Annotated in this window: 14 protein-coding genes and 1 riboswitch; of the genes, 11 read left to right on the top strand and 3 right to left on the bottom strand. The window is 35.3% G+C overall.

Annotated elements, in window-relative coordinates:
* The first annotated feature begins 99 nt into the window (after window positions 1-99).
* From rpmG to BCR21_RS05540, 3 genes are all read left to right on the top strand, one after another.
* Window positions 100-249, top strand: coding sequence for a 50S ribosomal protein L33 (gene rpmG / locus BCR21_RS05550; RefSeq protein WP_002296119.1), 150 nt, complete (start codon window positions 100-102; stop codon window positions 247-249).
* Window positions 250-487: 238 nt separating this feature from the next.
* Complete coding sequence (locus tag BCR21_RS05545; protein WP_069645482.1) at window positions 488-1408, top strand: hypothetical protein; 921 nt, start codon at window positions 488-490, stop codon at window positions 1406-1408.
* Window positions 1409-1523: 115 nt separating this feature from the next.
* On the top strand, window positions 1524-2285 hold the full coding sequence (locus tag BCR21_RS05540) for an alpha/beta fold hydrolase (RefSeq protein WP_069645481.1): 762 nt from the start codon (window positions 1524-1526) through the stop codon (window positions 2283-2285).
* A gap of 95 nt (window positions 2286-2380) precedes the next feature.
* On the opposite strand, the gene BCR21_RS05535 is transcribed toward BCR21_RS05540, so the two are convergent.
* Entirely contained in the window at window positions 2381-2920 is a 540-nt protein-coding gene (locus BCR21_RS05535; protein WP_069645480.1) for a DUF924 family protein, read from the bottom strand.
* 456 nt (window positions 2921-3376) lie between these two features.
* Between BCR21_RS05535 and BCR21_RS05530 the strand changes: the two genes are divergently transcribed.
* The 3 genes from BCR21_RS05530 to BCR21_RS05520 all read left to right on the top strand — a co-directional run bounded on the left by BCR21_RS05530 (window position 3377) and on the right by BCR21_RS05520 (window position 7345).
* A complete protein-coding gene (locus tag BCR21_RS05530) occupies window positions 3377-5575 on the top strand; it encodes an adhesive domain-containing protein (RefSeq protein ID WP_069645479.1) in 2199 nt (732 codons plus the stop codon).
* A 35-nt stretch (window positions 5576-5610) separates the two neighbouring features.
* Window positions 5611-6213, top strand: a complete 603-nt coding sequence (locus tag BCR21_RS05525) for a WxL domain-containing protein (RefSeq protein ID WP_069645478.1) — start codon at window positions 5611-5613, stop codon at window positions 6211-6213.
* Between the two features lie 82 nt (window positions 6214-6295).
* Window positions 6296-7345, top strand: coding sequence for a WxLIP family cell surface protein (locus tag BCR21_RS05520; protein WP_069645477.1), 1050 nt, complete (start codon window positions 6296-6298; stop codon window positions 7343-7345).
* Between the two features lie 54 nt (window positions 7346-7399).
* Here the strand turns inward: BCR21_RS05520 and BCR21_RS05515 are convergent, their stop codons facing one another.
* On the bottom strand, window positions 7400-8227 hold the full coding sequence (locus BCR21_RS05515; protein ID WP_069645476.1) for a YusW family protein: 828 nt from the start codon (window positions 8225-8227) through the stop codon (window positions 7400-7402).
* Between the two features lie 194 nt (window positions 8228-8421).
* Here BCR21_RS05515 and BCR21_RS05510 point away from each other — a divergent pair, with 194 nt between their 5' ends.
* Window positions 8422-8814 carry a DUF4809 family protein gene (locus tag BCR21_RS05510; protein ID WP_069645475.1) on the top strand — a complete coding sequence of 131 codons (393 nt, stop codon included), beginning with the start codon at window positions 8422-8424 and terminating at the stop codon, window positions 8812-8814.
* Between the two features lie 192 nt (window positions 8815-9006).
* Here the strand turns inward: BCR21_RS05510 and BCR21_RS05505 are convergent, their stop codons facing one another.
* The gene (locus BCR21_RS05505) at window positions 9007-9504 is read right to left on the bottom strand and encodes a DUF4303 domain-containing protein (protein WP_069645474.1); all 498 of its coding nucleotides are present in this window, start codon (window positions 9502-9504) and stop codon (window positions 9007-9009) included.
* A gap of 266 nt (window positions 9505-9770) precedes the next feature.
* Window positions 9771-9939: riboswitch (M-box (ykoK) riboswitch) on the top strand.
* Window positions 9940-10135: 196 nt separating this feature from the next.
* Here BCR21_RS05505 and BCR21_RS05500 point away from each other — a divergent pair.
* From BCR21_RS05500 to glpK, 4 genes are all read left to right on the top strand, one after another.
* A complete protein-coding gene (locus BCR21_RS05500) occupies window positions 10136-11053 on the top strand; it encodes an LCP family protein (RefSeq protein ID WP_069645473.1) in 918 nt (305 codons plus the stop codon).
* A 156-nt stretch (window positions 11054-11209) separates the two neighbouring features.
* Complete coding sequence (locus BCR21_RS05495; protein WP_240488072.1) at window positions 11210-12535, top strand: FAD-dependent oxidoreductase; 1326 nt, start codon at window positions 11210-11212, stop codon at window positions 12533-12535.
* Window positions 12525-13997 (top strand): helix-turn-helix domain-containing protein, encoded by a 1473-nt coding sequence (locus tag BCR21_RS05490; protein WP_069645471.1) that lies wholly within the window; start codon window positions 12525-12527, stop codon window positions 13995-13997. Before BCR21_RS05495 ends, BCR21_RS05490 begins: the two co-directional genes overlap by 11 nt.
* 195 nt (window positions 13998-14192) lie before the next feature.
* Complete coding sequence (gene glpK / locus BCR21_RS05485) at window positions 14193-15701, top strand: glycerol kinase GlpK (RefSeq protein ID WP_069645470.1); 1509 nt, start codon at window positions 14193-14195, stop codon at window positions 15699-15701.
* Window positions 15702-15703: the final 2 nt, after the last annotated feature.

Genomic DNA, 15703 nt, shown 5'->3' with positions numbered 1-15703 from the left:
TTTCATAAAAAGGGTAGAAATTCATGGACAAACATGATATGATATTTGAGGCTAAGAAATATCTTAGAAATTCGAAATTAGATATAGGAGGGAAAACACATGCGCGTAAACATTACTTTAGAATGTACTTCTTGTAAAGAACGTAACTACCTAACAAGCAAAAATAAACGTAACAATCCTGATCGTTTGGAAAAGCAAAAATATTGCCCACGTGAAAGAAAAGTTACTTTACACCGTGAAACAAAATAAGGTTTTAACTCGAAACTCTGAGTCCTATGTCTTACATGGATTCAGAGTTTTTGTTACTTTATAGTAAAATTGATATAAAAATGAAAAATAAACTTTTCTTTCTAGCAAACTTTCTTTATACTTTAAAAAAGATGACTATAGTTATTTAATAGCTAATGGTTAAGAAAAATTAAAAAGTGATGTCTATAAGATATCTTTTGGGTATGAATACGTTACAAGGTTGTTGAAGGAGTTTTTTATGAAAAAAGTGGTGTTAGTGGTTAGCCTGTTGTTTTTATTTTTACCTATTATTTGCTATGGAGAAGATCTTGGGGAATCTGCTGTGGAGTCAAGTTTCGATGATTTAAATGAATTGTCGTATCAGTATGCTCGTAAGCAAATTTTAAATGGAAAAACAACTAGGACTGAAAAGAAAAAAGAAGGGGTCTATTTAGCGTTTCCTTTTAAAAATAGTCCTTACATACGGTTTGCAAATTTTGTGTTGAATGGCCCAACGAATGAGTATGGTGGATTTATAGAAACAATTTTTTATCGTGACAAGATCAAGATAAAAGATATGTACTATGAAAAGAATCCAGTCAAAACAGATAAAATAGGCATCTATTCAACGGATTTATGTTTTACTTCTGAAGAAGGAGTCATTTATCATTATAAAAATGTTCCATATTTGGTTAGTAGTGACAAGCCAACGACGTTTTTTTCAGAGGTGAATTTTAATAAAGAAAATAAAACGATAACTGGTGAAATTAAAATGCCAGCATCAAAGAATACTTTTCAAATCGAACTTTTCTACACCGATAATGATGAATACCATTATCAAGAAAGTTCTGTGGATAAAAATGGCTCATTTAGCATCGATTTAAATCGAGATGGTACTGAAGGAGAAATGTACCTTCGAGCAAGTGATGGATTAGGAAATTATGCAGATGCAACTGATATTGTAAAACAAGGGAGCACAATTTATCCTATTAAACCAGACGATTTGAAGGCAATTGAAGAAAGTTATAAAGTGGTCAAAATTGAGAAGAATCGTTTAGGAGTACTTTTAATTATTTTTATACGAATTTTAGGTGTAATCGTAATACTGCTAACCTTACTACGTCTAAGAGTTCTTTTAAAAAGACGAAAAAAGAGAAGAATGTTGAAACGAAATAGATAACTACACGTTTTGTTTTTTTTAATCAATTCTAATGGCTAAAGCTAAAACCGCAGTGGATTTTAGTTTAAGGTGTATACTTAAATGAAGAAGAACTGCTTTTTTAGGAGTGAATAACATGAAGATCAGTATTAGACATCGGTACATAAAAAAAATTCCAGTTCTGGAAGTTGTTTCAGAAGAAGCTAAAAATAGCACGTTACCCTTAGTTATTTATTATCATGGCTGGCAGTCAGCAAAGGAATTATCACTGACGCAAGCCAGGAAATTAGCGAAAAAAGGAATACGGGTGATTTTGCCTGATGCAATGAACCATGGTGAACGGAAAACGGGACCGATATCACCGATTCCTTCAGTGACATTTTGGTCGAGTATTCAATATAATATCATTGAATTTGCTCAATTGGTGCGTCATTTTGAGAAGCAAGAGTTGATTGAAGATGGAAAAATTGGGGTTGGCGGAGTTTCAATGGGAGGCATCACGACATGTGCATTATTGACTCAACACCCAGAAATCCAAACGGCAGCTTGCATGATGGGAACACCAGCACCACAGCGATATATTGAGCGAGTGATGGAACGATCAGCTGAAATGGACTTTTTTGTCCCGAATGATTTACCCTTATTACTTAGCTGGGTAGCCAATTATGATCTTTCGAAAGTGCCTGAAAAGTTGGCCCAGCGTCCGGTTTTATTTTGGCATGGGACACAAGATCCTAAAATTCCTTATGAAGATATGGCGAATTTTTATCAAATGATCGAGGGGAAACCTTATGCTGAGAATAGCATGTTTATGACAGGCGAGAGTGAAGGGCACTTAGTCAAAGGTGCAATGATGGATGTTGTGGCAGAGTTTTTTGAGAAAGAATTGGTTAAATAAAGCTATTAAAAATGAAGTTGGGAAAAATGTCTATCTGAATTTTAAAGGTCTGAGATATAACTCGAAGAGTTATGTCTTAGACCTTTTTTTGATTCTTAAAATGAAGATCCTGGCTCTTTTAAAAAGGCTATTTCTTCAGCTGTTGAGCGTCTACCTAATAGCTTGTTACGATGTGGATAACGACCAAATCGAACTAAAATATCATAGTGTTTAAGTTCAAACTCAAGATTGTGCTCCATCCCTTTTTCAGCAAAACATTTTAATGCATCTTCATGAATAATTAAAGACTCAGAATGCATCAATGGCATAAATAAAAATGCCCTTTGTTGAGTGGTCAATTGGTCCAAATCCCCAGTAGCCATCGCTTCTTGTGTTAATATCAATGCCATGCCGTCATATGAAAAAGATTGCGCATCGTCTCTAAATAAGTTCCGAGAAAATTGATCCAATACAATAATTTCAGCTAAACGACCTTCAATGGTTTTCCGCCAAATTGATTTTTCACCTTGAGCTACTTGGGCATGGATCGTTGAGAATCTCTCTTTAATAAGAGCATCAAAAGCAAGATCCTTTTTGAACCAATGGCTAGGTTGGCATTCCTTAAACCAAAACGTAAGTATTTCTTGATAGTCCATAGTGCGACCTCCAGTTTTTAAGTAATTTATCTTATTTCTATTTTAACATAGGATAGACAAGCTAAGCTTTAGATATCTTTTCTATAAATAATCTAAAATGATGAAATTTTTATATAGAAAATGATTGTTATTTTATTTGTTTGAAAAGTTACGTTTCTAGCCTATAAATAAAGTTGAAATGATTGTTTATAGTTTGTATATCTGAAAAAAATACAGGGATTTCTAAATAAAAATCAGTAGAATGATACTGAAATTTTGGAATAAAAAACAAACGTTTTTCATAATGTTTTAAGCGTATAAAAACGTCGTGTAATTTTAACCATTTACATATATTTTTAAACAAGAATTACAATCTAATTATTTGAAATAAAATTATATAGATAGTATTCTTGACAATGAAATCATGCATTAAGTATTTAGCTATGCAGGTGGATCTAGAAACAAAAGGAGGCAATCATGAAAAAGAGTTATCGTTCTATCATTACGCTAGTGGGCACTACAGTTCTATTATCAGCTGCTGTGATCCCAAGTTCGCCGGTACTGTTTGGGGACAATAGTCAGTATGAAGCGAATGCTGCTGAGTCGGCAAATGCTGCGGATTTAGCAGATGTCAGTATTTTAAAAGGGACACAGTTGTCTTCCAACAATGGGACCGTCATCAGTGATGGCGTTAAGTTGGAAAAAAATGCAGATTCTACATATGATTTAGATCTTTCATTTAAAGGAACCGCCGTTGCAGATGTCGGTTTAGTATCACCAAAGGTTATTGTTTTTACGATTCCTGAAGAATTACGTGGGAAAATTGATGGACCTATTTTGATCAATGCCAGTGCTAAGTTACTTCCAATCGTGCCGGGAGATGTTCCGGTGGTCAAGGATTTGGTTTTAAAAGTAGGCGGGCTTGTAACAAGACTACTTGGATTAGCGAAACCATTGGGATTACAACTTGATTCGCTGGAAAAGGCTTTTGAAGGGCTTAACTCTCTTCAAGATTTAGGTAGTTATCAAGCCACTGTTGAAGGGAAATTATCACCAGACGGTAAGTATGTGATGGTCGATTTCACGGATGGATTAGGACAATACGTTCGCACAACCTATGCAAAGTTGTTTAATCCACTAAAAGAAGCAGTTGCGGGACTAAAATTTACGGGGCTTCTGGCTATATTGAATCCTGTTCTTGATCTATTAAAACCAGCTGTTAATGGTTTGCTTGATCTTGTAGGAAAAATTGCTAATGGAACATCTGATGTGTTAACTCAAGCATTACAGGCTAATGTACTTGGCGATGTTGATTTTAATTTTTCGACGAAGGTTTCTGATATAACCGCTGAAAAAGCAAAAGTGACTGCAATGGCGGTCAATAAACCAGTCATTGATTTAGAATTACTGAATACGATTCATGCAAACGGGGATGCAATCAATTTATATTTCGATAAAGTAGAAGAAGATCCTTTAGTGAATTATTCAGTTGCAAAACCTGTTGTTGAGGATATTTTAGAAGGTGTGACGCGTCTTGATGGAAATGTAGCGATTACACAGCCAGTGCCAGAAGGTGTGACATTTAAAGCGAAAGTCGAATTGCCTAATGGAACAACGTTATCTGAAACGGTCAATAAGGATGGGACGTTTGCAATTCCCTTTGGTGAGTACAAGCCTCAAGGCAATGACCAGTTAAAAATAGTGATCGAAGCCAATGTAGAGAAGTACACGAAAGTTAGTGAGCCAACAATCAAATACGTAATAGCCGATCCCTTTTTACACTATGTAGTTACAAAACCAGTGGTTAATGATGTTTTAGAAGGTGCAGCTAGCCTTAGTGGTAGTGTTGAGCTAACTCAGCCTATTCCAGAAGGTGTGAGTTTTAAAGCTAAAGTGGCTTTACCTGATGGTACTTATTTAACGGCTTCAATCAATGAAGATGGCGGCTTTACGATTCCATTTGGTAAGTATCAACCTCAAGGCAATGATTTATTGAACGTAATCGTTGAAGCGAGTGATGGTACGAGAACAAATGTCAGTGAACCTGAAGTCAAACAAGTGATTGTTGATCCATTAAAAAACTATCAAGTTCCAAAACCTCAGTTCAAAACTGTAAATGAAGGCAGTAAGGTTATTACAGGGTCTATTGCGTTAACGAATGTTCCAGTAGGAACTAAATTATTTATGCAAGTTCAATTTTCTGATGGTTCTGTTAGAAAAGTAGCGATTGAAAATGATGGCACTTTTTCGATTCCTATAGCTGATAAAAACTTAAAAGAAGGCAATCCACTAAGATTAGTAACCATTGCTGAACATGCTCAATCGTTGAGAGGAAAAGAAAGTGACAGTGTGGTTTTCGCAGTTGGTAAGATCCCGTCTTTAGAAGGTTATGTTGTTCCTGCACCAGTTGTAGCACCAATTTTTGTTGGCGATATAATAATCAAAGGATCGGTTAAAATCACGAATCCTCCAGAAGGAACTCAGTTTAAAGTTAGAGTGAGGTTTCCAGGAAATGTTTATGAAGAAGTACCAGTTAATGCAGACGGCACATTTTCACTAGATATTTCTGGTCGTCAATTAGTAGCAGGTACATCGATTACCTTTAATACAGCGGCAACACTTGGTACTGAAACAGCTGCAAGCGGTAGAATCATTGTTTCTGTCGGTGCCAAATAAATATAAGTATTACCAAAAAAGAAAGGGTGTATAAAATGAAGAGTTCAACGTTATTTATTACTAGTTCCAAAATTTTATTATTATCGGTTGTTTTTGGTACATTATTTTTAGGGCAATCTGCTTCAGCTGCTGATATTAATAAGGCAACTGATTTGGATGTCACTTTTACACCAGGCGCTTTAACATTAGAAGCTGTTTCTACGATCAGCTATGCGTCACAAACGATTTCAGTGAATGATGCTTCATACATTCCAACCAATCCTAGTGCGATCAATGTTGTTGTTTCAGATGCCAGAGGAACGAATGCAGGTTGGAAACTTAGCGGAAAATTAAATGGGTTCAAAGATAGTTCCGCTACAGCTTCTTTACCGAATGCCAGCTTGAATTTTAAAAACACACAAGCAGGAACGAACAGTGATGCAGAGGCACCAACACCAGTTAATACAGTCAAATTAACGAGCGGAGCTGCAACTGCGACACCATTTGCAACTGCCGCAGCAGGAGCCGGTGCTGGAACATGGACATTCACTTGGCCGGATGCTGAAAACACGGGCGTGACACTTGATGTGCCAGCCGCAATGGCAACGTTGGGTAAACATACCTCTACGATCGATTGGACATTGGCAGATGCGCCATAGAATCAACGGGTGATCTAAAAGAGTGGGATGAGCATCATTTTATTCCACTCTTTTTTCTGATTAAATTAAAGGAGCGATTTAGATGAGCGGTTGTTCTAGGTCAAAGATGTTTCATATATTATTTTCTATCGGACTTATTTTTTTAGTTAGTTTATTGAATACAAAAGCTGTTTTTGCGCAAGAAAAAAGTAAAGAAACAAACAGTTTCTATGTACAAGCAGTCATCCCACAGAATCAAGTCGATATCAATAAATCCTATTTTGATTTAAAAATGCTGCCGGAAGAGGAGCAAGAATTACAAGTTAAATTAGTGAATCCAGAAGACGCACCTATTTCCGTTTCAGTCAATGCGATAAATGCAACGACAACGGAAGAGGGAATGATTGACTATACAGTAAAAGGTATCAAAGACAAAGCGTTGGCTTATCCTTTTGAATCTCTGATCAAGGTTCTAGAAACGACTATTTCCCTGCAACCATATGAAACTAAAATTGCTCGTTTTCATTTGAAGATGCCAAAGGAAAGATATGATGGTGTTATTGTAGGTGGACTGCGTTTTACTAAAAATTCACCTGAAAGTGAAACCAAAAGTAAAGATGTGACCATACAGCAGCGCTTTCATTATGTGGTAGGTGTTGTCTTGAATGAGACGGATGCGTCGGTTCTACCTGATTATGAAATGGATACAGTAAAAGTAGCAAAATCCAAACAAGGGAAAAAAATGTCAGTGATTCATTCGATTCGCAATAAAAACGCAGCGATTTCAAAGAAAATGGATCTGAAGTTTGCGATTCGAAAAAAAAGGGAAGAGACTCCTTTGATCAAATTGGAAAAAGAAACGCTTGAAATGGCGCCGGATTCTGTGATGGATTTTCCCGTGCCGATCAAAAGACAATTGCTGCCTGGGAAATATATCAGTAAAACATTGATCAATCAAGAGGGGAAGAAATGGGAATTTGAGAATGAGTTTGAGATTACAAGAGAGCAAGCGAAGATAATCAATGAAGAAAATAAAGAAACGAAGGTTGTAAGTAAAGTTCCGATGTGGTTGATTTTAGTGATTATTTTGTTGGTTTTATTGGTGTTGATTCAGACGTATATTTTGTGGCGAAGGAAAAAAAGAGTTGAATAAATAAAAATCTCCGCTTTCTACATGAGTAGAAAGTGGAGATTTTTTTAAGATTGCTTATTTTAGTTTAAATTTAACTTGTGTATTATCATTAAATTGACCTTGATATTGGAATTGTTTGTAGCTTGTCCCCTTACCAAGTTTAGTCAAAAAGTGTGAAGTGATTTCTTTTTCACTGGCATTTTTAAGGTCTAAGCCAGCAATGATGCCTTCGATTTTTACTTCAGCAGCACTGCCTTGTAATTGAACTTTATTAGATTTATCTTGGTATTGTGCTTTGATTGTGCCATTAGTATTTACTTGGTATTGCAATTGAATTTGTTGTCCAGTAGTGTAAGTCACTTGAACTTCTAATTTTTTTAAATCAGATTGTTCAGGGGCAACGGGTGTTTCTGGTGTTTCTGGAACTTCAGGTGTCTCAGGAGCAACAGGTTTTTCAGGCTCTTGCGGTTTTTCTGGAGTAACAGGGGTTTCTGAAACATAGTAAGATTGTAAGCCAAATTCTGCTTTTGCAAACCCTTTAGTAATCAAGATAACTTTAAGATGTAGATCATTTTGGTACGTCATTTTTTGTAACAAACTTACTGATTTGTAATAATTTTTGCTGAAATCTCTTGCAATCACAGCGGCTTCTGATGAAGAATAACCAGCAACTTCCCATGTACTTGCTTTAACAAGTTCGTTGTAAACAGATGATACAGTTGAGCTTGTTAATGAAAGACCTGTGTACGCTAAGATATCCGCTTTATTGAATAAAGTAACTGTCTTATTGTAATTTGACTCCACCACTGTTGCTGCTTCTGCTGAGTTTGATACCACTGTCAAACTAGTAGAACAGAAACTGATTGCTAATCCTGCAACCATCATACCTTTAAAAAATTTCATAAAAAATACCTCCTCTTTTTTACTACTATTTTATGAATAGTAGATGTCTATATTATTATCTAAAAGAAATATAAAGTAAATATATATGAGTGATTTCTCATAATGTTGGAAATAAATTAGTTACTTCATTGTGTCTTCGTTTTTGATATAATATGTGAAGAAATAGATTAAAGCGTAAGAAAGGATCTGTAATAATGAAAAAAGCGATAATTAGTAAAACGGTGAACTTGTTAGATGGAGGCTGTAATGCTTGCGGAATTATTGAAGATGAAAACTATACATTGACGATAGACGAACAAGTTATTCCTTTAGAAAATTTGACAGTAAATTCTTTGGTCACAGCGATTGCTTTAAAAAATGGATATAAACGAGAATATCAGATGGATGTTATTGATGATTTTACTTTATATAAAAAAGATGATCATCAAATTACACTTAAAGAAGAATATGATTTTCTGACTTATTCAATTGAGACTGCAAAAATTGAAACAAGGGATCAAATGATGGATGAGAAAAAATTAGTGGAAACTGTCAATCAGATCTTAGTCACTCTTTTTAAAGTGGAAGAATTAGCATTTAGTTTATAGTCGATTATATAAAAAATGAGGGTGGGACAAAACTAAAAATCAGTTTTGATGTGCGCTCTAAAACTGAATAAGCGGCGAGAAAAAGCAGCTCCGAGAAAAAAGCTGAAATTCACAAAAATTTGAAGAGCAATTTCTGTGAATTCCCTCTTATTTCTCGGAGCTAAAAACTTTTGTCTCGGCCTCATTTTTATGTTATTCTATTTGAAAAATTTCTGACATTCCTATTTTTTCAAATCTTTCTTGTGAATCAGAAGGACTTTCGTCATGATCGTAAACCAATAGCTTGAAATCTTCTGTTTTTGGAATTCGTTCGAATGTTTCACTGTCCGTTAAGAGGATCATTTGTTGGCAAAGCCATTCTAGAACCATCTCAATATCTTGTTCATCTTCCACCCAATCATCAAATAAATGGATAGAGGCAACTCGCTGATTTTCATCCCAATCACGAGAAGCGTATTTCATCTCGTCTAATTGTATTTTAGTGTAGCCTTTATTCGTATAATAACTTGTTGTTTCTTGCCATAGTTCTACTGTATTAAAGCACAGGTTGATTTCACCTTCTTCATGAATATTGCAGTCTAAAGCAAAGGCGTAAAATGTTTCATCAGAGTGATCTAATAAAAAGTTATCGATGCTATCAGTTAAAAAATTGAAAAAGTACTCTTGTTGTTTTTCTAAAAAGTGTTCCATTTATATCCTCCAAGTGTTCTGTCTTTTAAACATTGAAACAGATAAAAGGAGGAATGTCTATCTAAAGTTGTTTTTTTATATGGAATAGCAATCTTTTAAGAAAATATAAAGATTTTTTATTTGAATAGTTTGTTACTATGAGAGTGCTTTTATTGTAAGAACAAGTGAAAAGTCGGTTTATTTTAGTAAGATAGTTCTGGGTTTGAATAGTTTAGATAAAATTTAATTTGACTTTGTGATTCGATACGCTTATAGTTTAAAATGAATTAAATACTTGTTAGGTGAGGCTCCTATATAAACATAAGCTACTGCTCAGAAATGTCGAAAGACAGGTACGGGTAGGACAAAATTCGTCGAATTAAGGCGTTTTTCAAAGTAGCTAAAAGCAATGCTTTTTACGTTATATAGTGCTAAAACTCAACGAAGAGAAGAGTAAGGTAAGTTATAAATAAATGGCGAGTGTCATACATTTAAACACCTATAATCTAATCCCTTCGCTGAGTATTCTTGGTGAGGGATTTTTCTTTTAGTCAAGCAAAAATTAGAGCTATTAGGTTTCATGTGATACACTATGGTTTACTTTAAGGCCAAACAAACCCATTTAACTTTTATGTTTAGAAAGGAATAAATAATGAAAAAATCTGTAAAAATAGTTACGATTAGCTTGTTATCGATTCTCCTTGTAGTCGTGAGTGTAGGCTGCTATGCGGCGGTTTCATTCCAAACGGCAAAGGAAAAGAGTGAATCAAAACTTCCTAATAAAAACCAAAATTTTACTGGCGACGAACAAACAAGTGAGAAGGAATTAACGGTCATGATCGTTGGAAATGACTCCAGAGACGATGATGAGGATCAAGGGCGTTCAGATACGCTTATGGTGGCTCATTATGATGGGAAAACGAAACAGCCTAAATTGATTTCGATCATGCGGGACAGCTACGTAACATTTCCTGATGGTAGCCAAGATAAGATAAATGCAGCATATGCCTATGGCGGCGCACAAATGACAAAAGATGTGTTGAAAACGAATTTTGATTTACCAATCAATTATTATGTTGTCCTGGATTTTAAAGAATTTAGTGCCATTATTGATGAACTTTATCCAAAAGGAGTTACGATCGATGCTGAAAAAGATATTAATTTAGACGGTGTGGATATCTTCAAGGGGAAGCAAACATTGCATGGAAATAGTTTATTGCAGTATGCCCGCTTTAGAATGGATGAAGAAGGCGATTTTGGACGGATCAGACGTCAGCAGCAGGTGATGGACGCTTTAGTAGAGCAGTCTAAAGATTTGATTCCAATTTGGGAATTACCACAAGTTGCAGGAAAAATGGTCGGAAAAATCGATACAAATGTGCCAACGAGCTTACTAGTTGATTTAGCAAAAGATTTTCTTACTGGAAAAGTGAAGCCGTTAAAATCATTGTCTGTTCCAGTAGAAGGCTCATGGAGCTTTAATGATTATACAGATTCTGGAAGTGTGATCGAACTTGATGAACAAAAGAATGCTGAAGCGATTCAAAACTTTATGAAAGATAAGAAATAACGTAATTGATCCGTTTACTCTCTTGTATGAGAGTAAACGGATTTTTTAGTGAAAAATGAAAACAAACTAGCTTATTTCTATGCGTTAGGAGCTAGCGTATGCTATTCTTTAAGAAAGCGTTTTTTTATTTAGAAGGAAGGGTTTATTTTGAAAGTAGTGATTATTGGCGCTTCTTTTGCTGGAGTATCAGCTGCTTTGGCTATCAGAAAAAAACATCCCCAAGCTGAAATTCATTTAATCGAGAAGCAACAAACGATTGGTTATTTGCCTGGCGGAATCAATCTGTATTTTAATAAAACGATCGATCCTATCGAAACCGCTCAGTTTATTTCAGAAGAACAATTAATAGATAACGATATCTCTTTGTTGTTAAATGCAAGAGTAGTCAGTATGGATTCAACACAGCATATCATCAAATATGAAAAGCAAGAAACTGAGTTTTTTATGTCATTTGATAAATTGATTTTAGCAACTGGCTCTAGTCAATGGTCCAACAAAATTCTTGGTAGTGATTCGGAAAAGGTTTTAAAATATAAATTTTTGCCTGGTGTTCTAAAAGCTATTGAACGTTTGGAAAATAGTGACAAAGTAGCAGTGATCGGCGGCGGTCAAATTGGCGGAGAAGCAGCAGATACGTTGTTAAAAAAAGGCAAAGAAGTACACCTTTTTGAACGTATGGATTATTTGTTATTCAAGTATTTCGATGAAGAGATGATTCGTCCAGTACAAGCTGAAATGGTGTCTCGAGGTGTCGTGTTTCATTTTGATGAAACCGTTGAAAAAGTAACCGATACAGATGAAGGCCTACTGATTGAAACGAAGAAATCCGAATTAGTATGTGATAGTGCTATATTTGGGATGAATGTCCGTCCAGATCTTGGTTATTTGGATGAACATATCAGGACTCATACGGATCAGACCGTCTTTGTGAATGAGTATTTGCAAACATCTCAAGCGGACGTTTTTGCGATTGGTGACTGCATTCAAGTGCCTTATAGCTTGTCTCAGGAATCATTTTATATCCCATTAGTGAATAATGCGGTTAGAACGGGGTTAGTTGTGGCTCAAAATCTTGTAGAAGCAACCACACCATTTGTCGGCTCGATTCGCACGATTGGGACTAAACTTGTCGATTATTATGTAGCCAGTACTGGACTGACAGAAGCAGAAGGATTATTTCATGGGCAGCCGATTGCGGTTTCCCACGTTCAGCAGAGAAGTTCTTTATTTTCAGGTTGTGAAAAAATTTGTGGAAAAATTATTTTCGAAAAAGAAAGTCATAAAATTTTAGGTGCACAATTAGTTTCAAAAGCAGATATCCTAGAGAAAATCAATACACTAGCGCTTGGGATCCAAATGGGTCAAACACTTGAAGAGCTTTACCAAAAAGATTTTTTGTATCATCCTTATTATTCAAACGTGATCGATATCACGAACCAGCTAGGTTTTGAAGGTTTGTGGAGTGAAGCGGATGAAAATTGAAGAATTATTGGATAAAAAAGAAGCGAGAGAGATTGGTATTTTAAAGAAGGTGATCTTGGCAGGTGGTCGTATCGCAGACCAAGAGTTACTTGATTATTTAGGAGTTTCAAAGGCTTCCTTTGAAAGTGATTTAAAGGAATTAGGGTATTACTTGAAGCCTTATGAAAAAGATTGTACGTTATTTTATGATGGACAATGGGTGGCAATTCATATGTCAGATCAGTTTTCGATCAGTAAAGTTTTGGAAGAGTATGTTCGAGGGTCAATCAAATTTCAGTTGATAGATTACTTATTTCAGTATCGGGAATTTAGTATTGCTCAGCTGACCACTAAATTTATGATCAGTGAGTCTTCTTTATTTCGGAAAATCAAAGAGCTAAATCTGTTATTAAAAGAGTTTGATCTTAAAATTGGTAACGGTCAATTAAAAGGTGAAGAGCTCCAAATTCGTTATTTTTATTTTCAAATTTATTGGTTTTTAACTCCGTATGAGAAACATCAAGAAAAAACACTAACGGTTCAAAATTCTAGGATCATTGAGGCCTTGGAAAAAGCACTGTCCCTTTCGTTTGAGGAACATAGCAGGTTGAAAATCAGTTTATGGTTGACGATCAGTAAGAAAAGAATCGTGGTTCAACCAAAAATATTTAAAGAATTATACAGTAAAAGTATGGGGTATGAACAAGATCCTTTTTTTAAAACATTACGTTCCTTTGTTTTACGTTTTTTTAGTCGATATCCACTTGAAATCGATGAAGAAGAGAGTTTACTACATTTTATTTTTCTAACGAGTATGTCTGTTTTGGCAGAATCAGATTTTGCTGAGTATAGTTTGATTCGTGGTAGAAGGACGCCAATATCACTTGCAGACACGTTTGTTTTAGAGCATGTGATTTTATATTATCGTCCGCAAAAGTTTTTCCCAGAATTAGAAAAAAAGATCTTTTATTATTTTTCTCAGATCCATAGTCGGCTGTATTTTTTCAAAGGAGAGCTGGAATTGTTTGATCGGGAGAATATTTGGCAAAAAGAACAGACACTTTCCAGTCATCAGCTGGCTGATTTTTCTCGGATTCTTTTAGATAAAAGTTTAGAATGCTTTGGTAAAATTTATGAGACAGGCAATAGTTTGTATGAATGGTCATTGGTGAAATATCTTAGTGTGTTGGCGATTATTGATTTTGAAATCGTTGGTGAAACTCGGATTGGGATTGATTTAAAGATGGATCATTTGTATAAGGAAGTAATGACTCAGGTTTTAGTCTTGAGCTTAAAAAATTTGAATGGGTTAACGATCGAACCATTTGATTCAAAAAGAACGTATGATTTGTTGATTACAAATGTTATGAAGCCGAATACCTATCGTTCTGCAAAAGAGGTTTATGTATTATCGGAACTTGGATCAACTTATGATATCAATCAAATCAGGATGAAAATCCGAGCGCTACATACGAAAGGATGAATTGAATAAAAAGGCCAAAGGTAAAATGATTTGCTATTTTATTTTTGGCCTTTTTTTATTGATAGAACAAGGCTTTGTTGAAAAACTTTCATTTATTTTTGAAATTAAAAAAAAGTTGACGTTTTTATGAAACAGTTTCCGATTATTATAAATATATCAAATATAAAGCGTTTTCACGAAAGGGAGTAAATTCTAATGACAGAACAAAAATACATCATGGCGATCGATCAAGGAACAACCAGTTCAAGAGCAATTATTTTTGATAAAAAAGGCAATAACATTGGTAGTTCACAAAAAGAGTTTACACAAATTTTTCCTAAGGCAGGTTGGGTAGAGCACAATGCAAATGAAATTTGGAACTCTGTTCAATCTGTCATCGCAGGTGCTTTGATTGAGTCAAGTGTGAAACCTTCAGATATTGCTGGGATCGGTATCACCAATCAACGTGAAACAACAGTCGTTTGGGACAAGCAAACAGGATTGCCAATCTATAATGCGATTGTTTGGCAATCTCGTCAATCTTCACCAATTGCCGATCAATTAAAAGAAGATGGGCATGGCGAGATGATTCATGAAAAAACAGGATTGATCGTAGATGCTTATTTTTCAGCAACAAAGATTCGTTGGATTTTAGATCATGTTGAAGGAGCACAAGAGCGAGCTGAAAAAGGAGAGTTATTATTTGGAACGATCGATTCTTGGCTAGTTTGGAAATTAACTGGTGGAGAAACCCATGTAACGGATTATTCCAATGCAAGTCGTACGATGCTCTTTAATATTCATGATTTAGACTGGGATCAAGATATTTTAGATATTTTAAATATCCCACGCGTAATGCTGCCGAAAGCGACATCGAATTCAGAAGTTTATGGGTTGACGAAGAACTATCATTTCTATGGTAGTGAAATTCCGATCTCAGGTATGGCGGGTGACCAACAAGCAGCGTTGTTTGGACAAATGGCTTTTGAACCAGGAATGGTTAAAAATACGTACGGAACAGGTTCATTTATTGTGATGAACACAGGCGAAAAACCACAGCTTTCTGATAATAATTTACTAACAACAATTGGTTATGGAATCAATGGTAAAGTTTATTATGCATTAGAGGGAAGTATTTTTGTAGCAGGTTCAGCTATTCAATGGTTGCGTGATGGATTGAAGATGATTCAAACGGCTGCAGAATCTGAAGCCGTAGCTAACGAATCACATAATAAAAATGAAGTCTATGTTGTGCCAGCTTTTACAGGACTTGGTGCACCGTATTGGGATTCTGATGCAAGAGGAGCTGTTTTTGGTTTAACGAGAGGAACCACGAGAGAAGATTTTGTAAAAGCTACATTGCAATCAGTTGCTTATCAAGTGCGAGACATTATCGATACAATGCAAAAAGATACTGGTATCGATATTCCTATCTTAAAAGTAGATGGAGGAGCCGCGAATAACGATTTATTGATGCAATTCCAAGCAGACATTTTAAATACTTCTGTTCAAAAAGCTCAAAATTTAGAAACCACAGCTTTAGGTGCAGCCTTTTTAGCAGGTTTAGCAGTTGGTTTTTGGAAAGATTTGGATGAGTTAAAAGAATTCTATGAAGAGGGACAAATGTTTGATGCGAAAATGTCAGCTGAAGAACGAGACGATTTATATGAAGGATGGCAACAAGCGGTCGCTGCAACACAAATGTTCAAACATAAATCAAAATAAGG

The organism is Enterococcus ureasiticus (genome assembly GCF_001730285.1).
Classification (GTDB): Bacteria; Bacillota; Bacilli; order Lactobacillales; family Enterococcaceae; genus Enterococcus_L; species Enterococcus_L ureasiticus.
This window is presented reverse-complemented; position numbering and strand designations above follow the sequence as displayed.

What these genes read in the sequence shown, in the direction of transcription:
- BCR21_RS05515 (WP_069645476.1), bottom strand. Translation starts at nt 8,227, where the DNA reads ATGAAATTTTTTAAAGGTATGATGGTTGCAGGATTAGCAATCAGTTTC.
- BCR21_RS05500 (WP_069645473.1), top strand. Translation starts at nt 10,136, where the DNA reads ATGAAAAAATCTGTAAAAATAGTTACGATTAGCTTGTTATCGATTCTC.
- BCR21_RS05505 (WP_069645474.1), bottom strand. Translation starts at nt 9,504, where the DNA reads ATGGAACACTTTTTAGAAAAACAACAAGAGTACTTTTTCAATTTTTTA.
- BCR21_RS05525 (WP_069645478.1), top strand. Translation starts at nt 5,611, where the DNA reads ATGAAGAGTTCAACGTTATTTATTACTAGTTCCAAAATTTTATTATTA.
- BCR21_RS05490 (WP_069645471.1), top strand. Translation starts at nt 12,525, where the DNA reads ATGAAAATTGAAGAATTATTGGATAAAAAAGAAGCGAGAGAGATTGGT.
- BCR21_RS05510 (WP_069645475.1), top strand. Translation starts at nt 8,422, where the DNA reads ATGAAAAAAGCGATAATTAGTAAAACGGTGAACTTGTTAGATGGAGGC.
- glpK (WP_069645470.1), top strand. Translation starts at nt 14,193, where the DNA reads ATGACAGAACAAAAATACATCATGGCGATCGATCAAGGAACAACCAGT.
- rpmG (WP_002296119.1), top strand. Translation starts at nt 100, where the DNA reads ATGCGCGTAAACATTACTTTAGAATGTACTTCTTGTAAAGAACGTAAC.
- BCR21_RS05545 (WP_069645482.1), top strand. Translation starts at nt 488, where the DNA reads ATGAAAAAAGTGGTGTTAGTGGTTAGCCTGTTGTTTTTATTTTTACCT.
- BCR21_RS05520 (WP_069645477.1), top strand. Translation starts at nt 6,296, where the DNA reads ATGAGCGGTTGTTCTAGGTCAAAGATGTTTCATATATTATTTTCTATC.
- BCR21_RS05540 (WP_069645481.1), top strand. Translation starts at nt 1,524, where the DNA reads ATGAAGATCAGTATTAGACATCGGTACATAAAAAAAATTCCAGTTCTG.
- BCR21_RS05535 (WP_069645480.1), bottom strand. Translation starts at nt 2,920, where the DNA reads ATGGACTATCAAGAAATACTTACGTTTTGGTTTAAGGAATGCCAACCT.
- BCR21_RS05530 (WP_069645479.1), top strand. Translation starts at nt 3,377, where the DNA reads ATGAAAAAGAGTTATCGTTCTATCATTACGCTAGTGGGCACTACAGTT.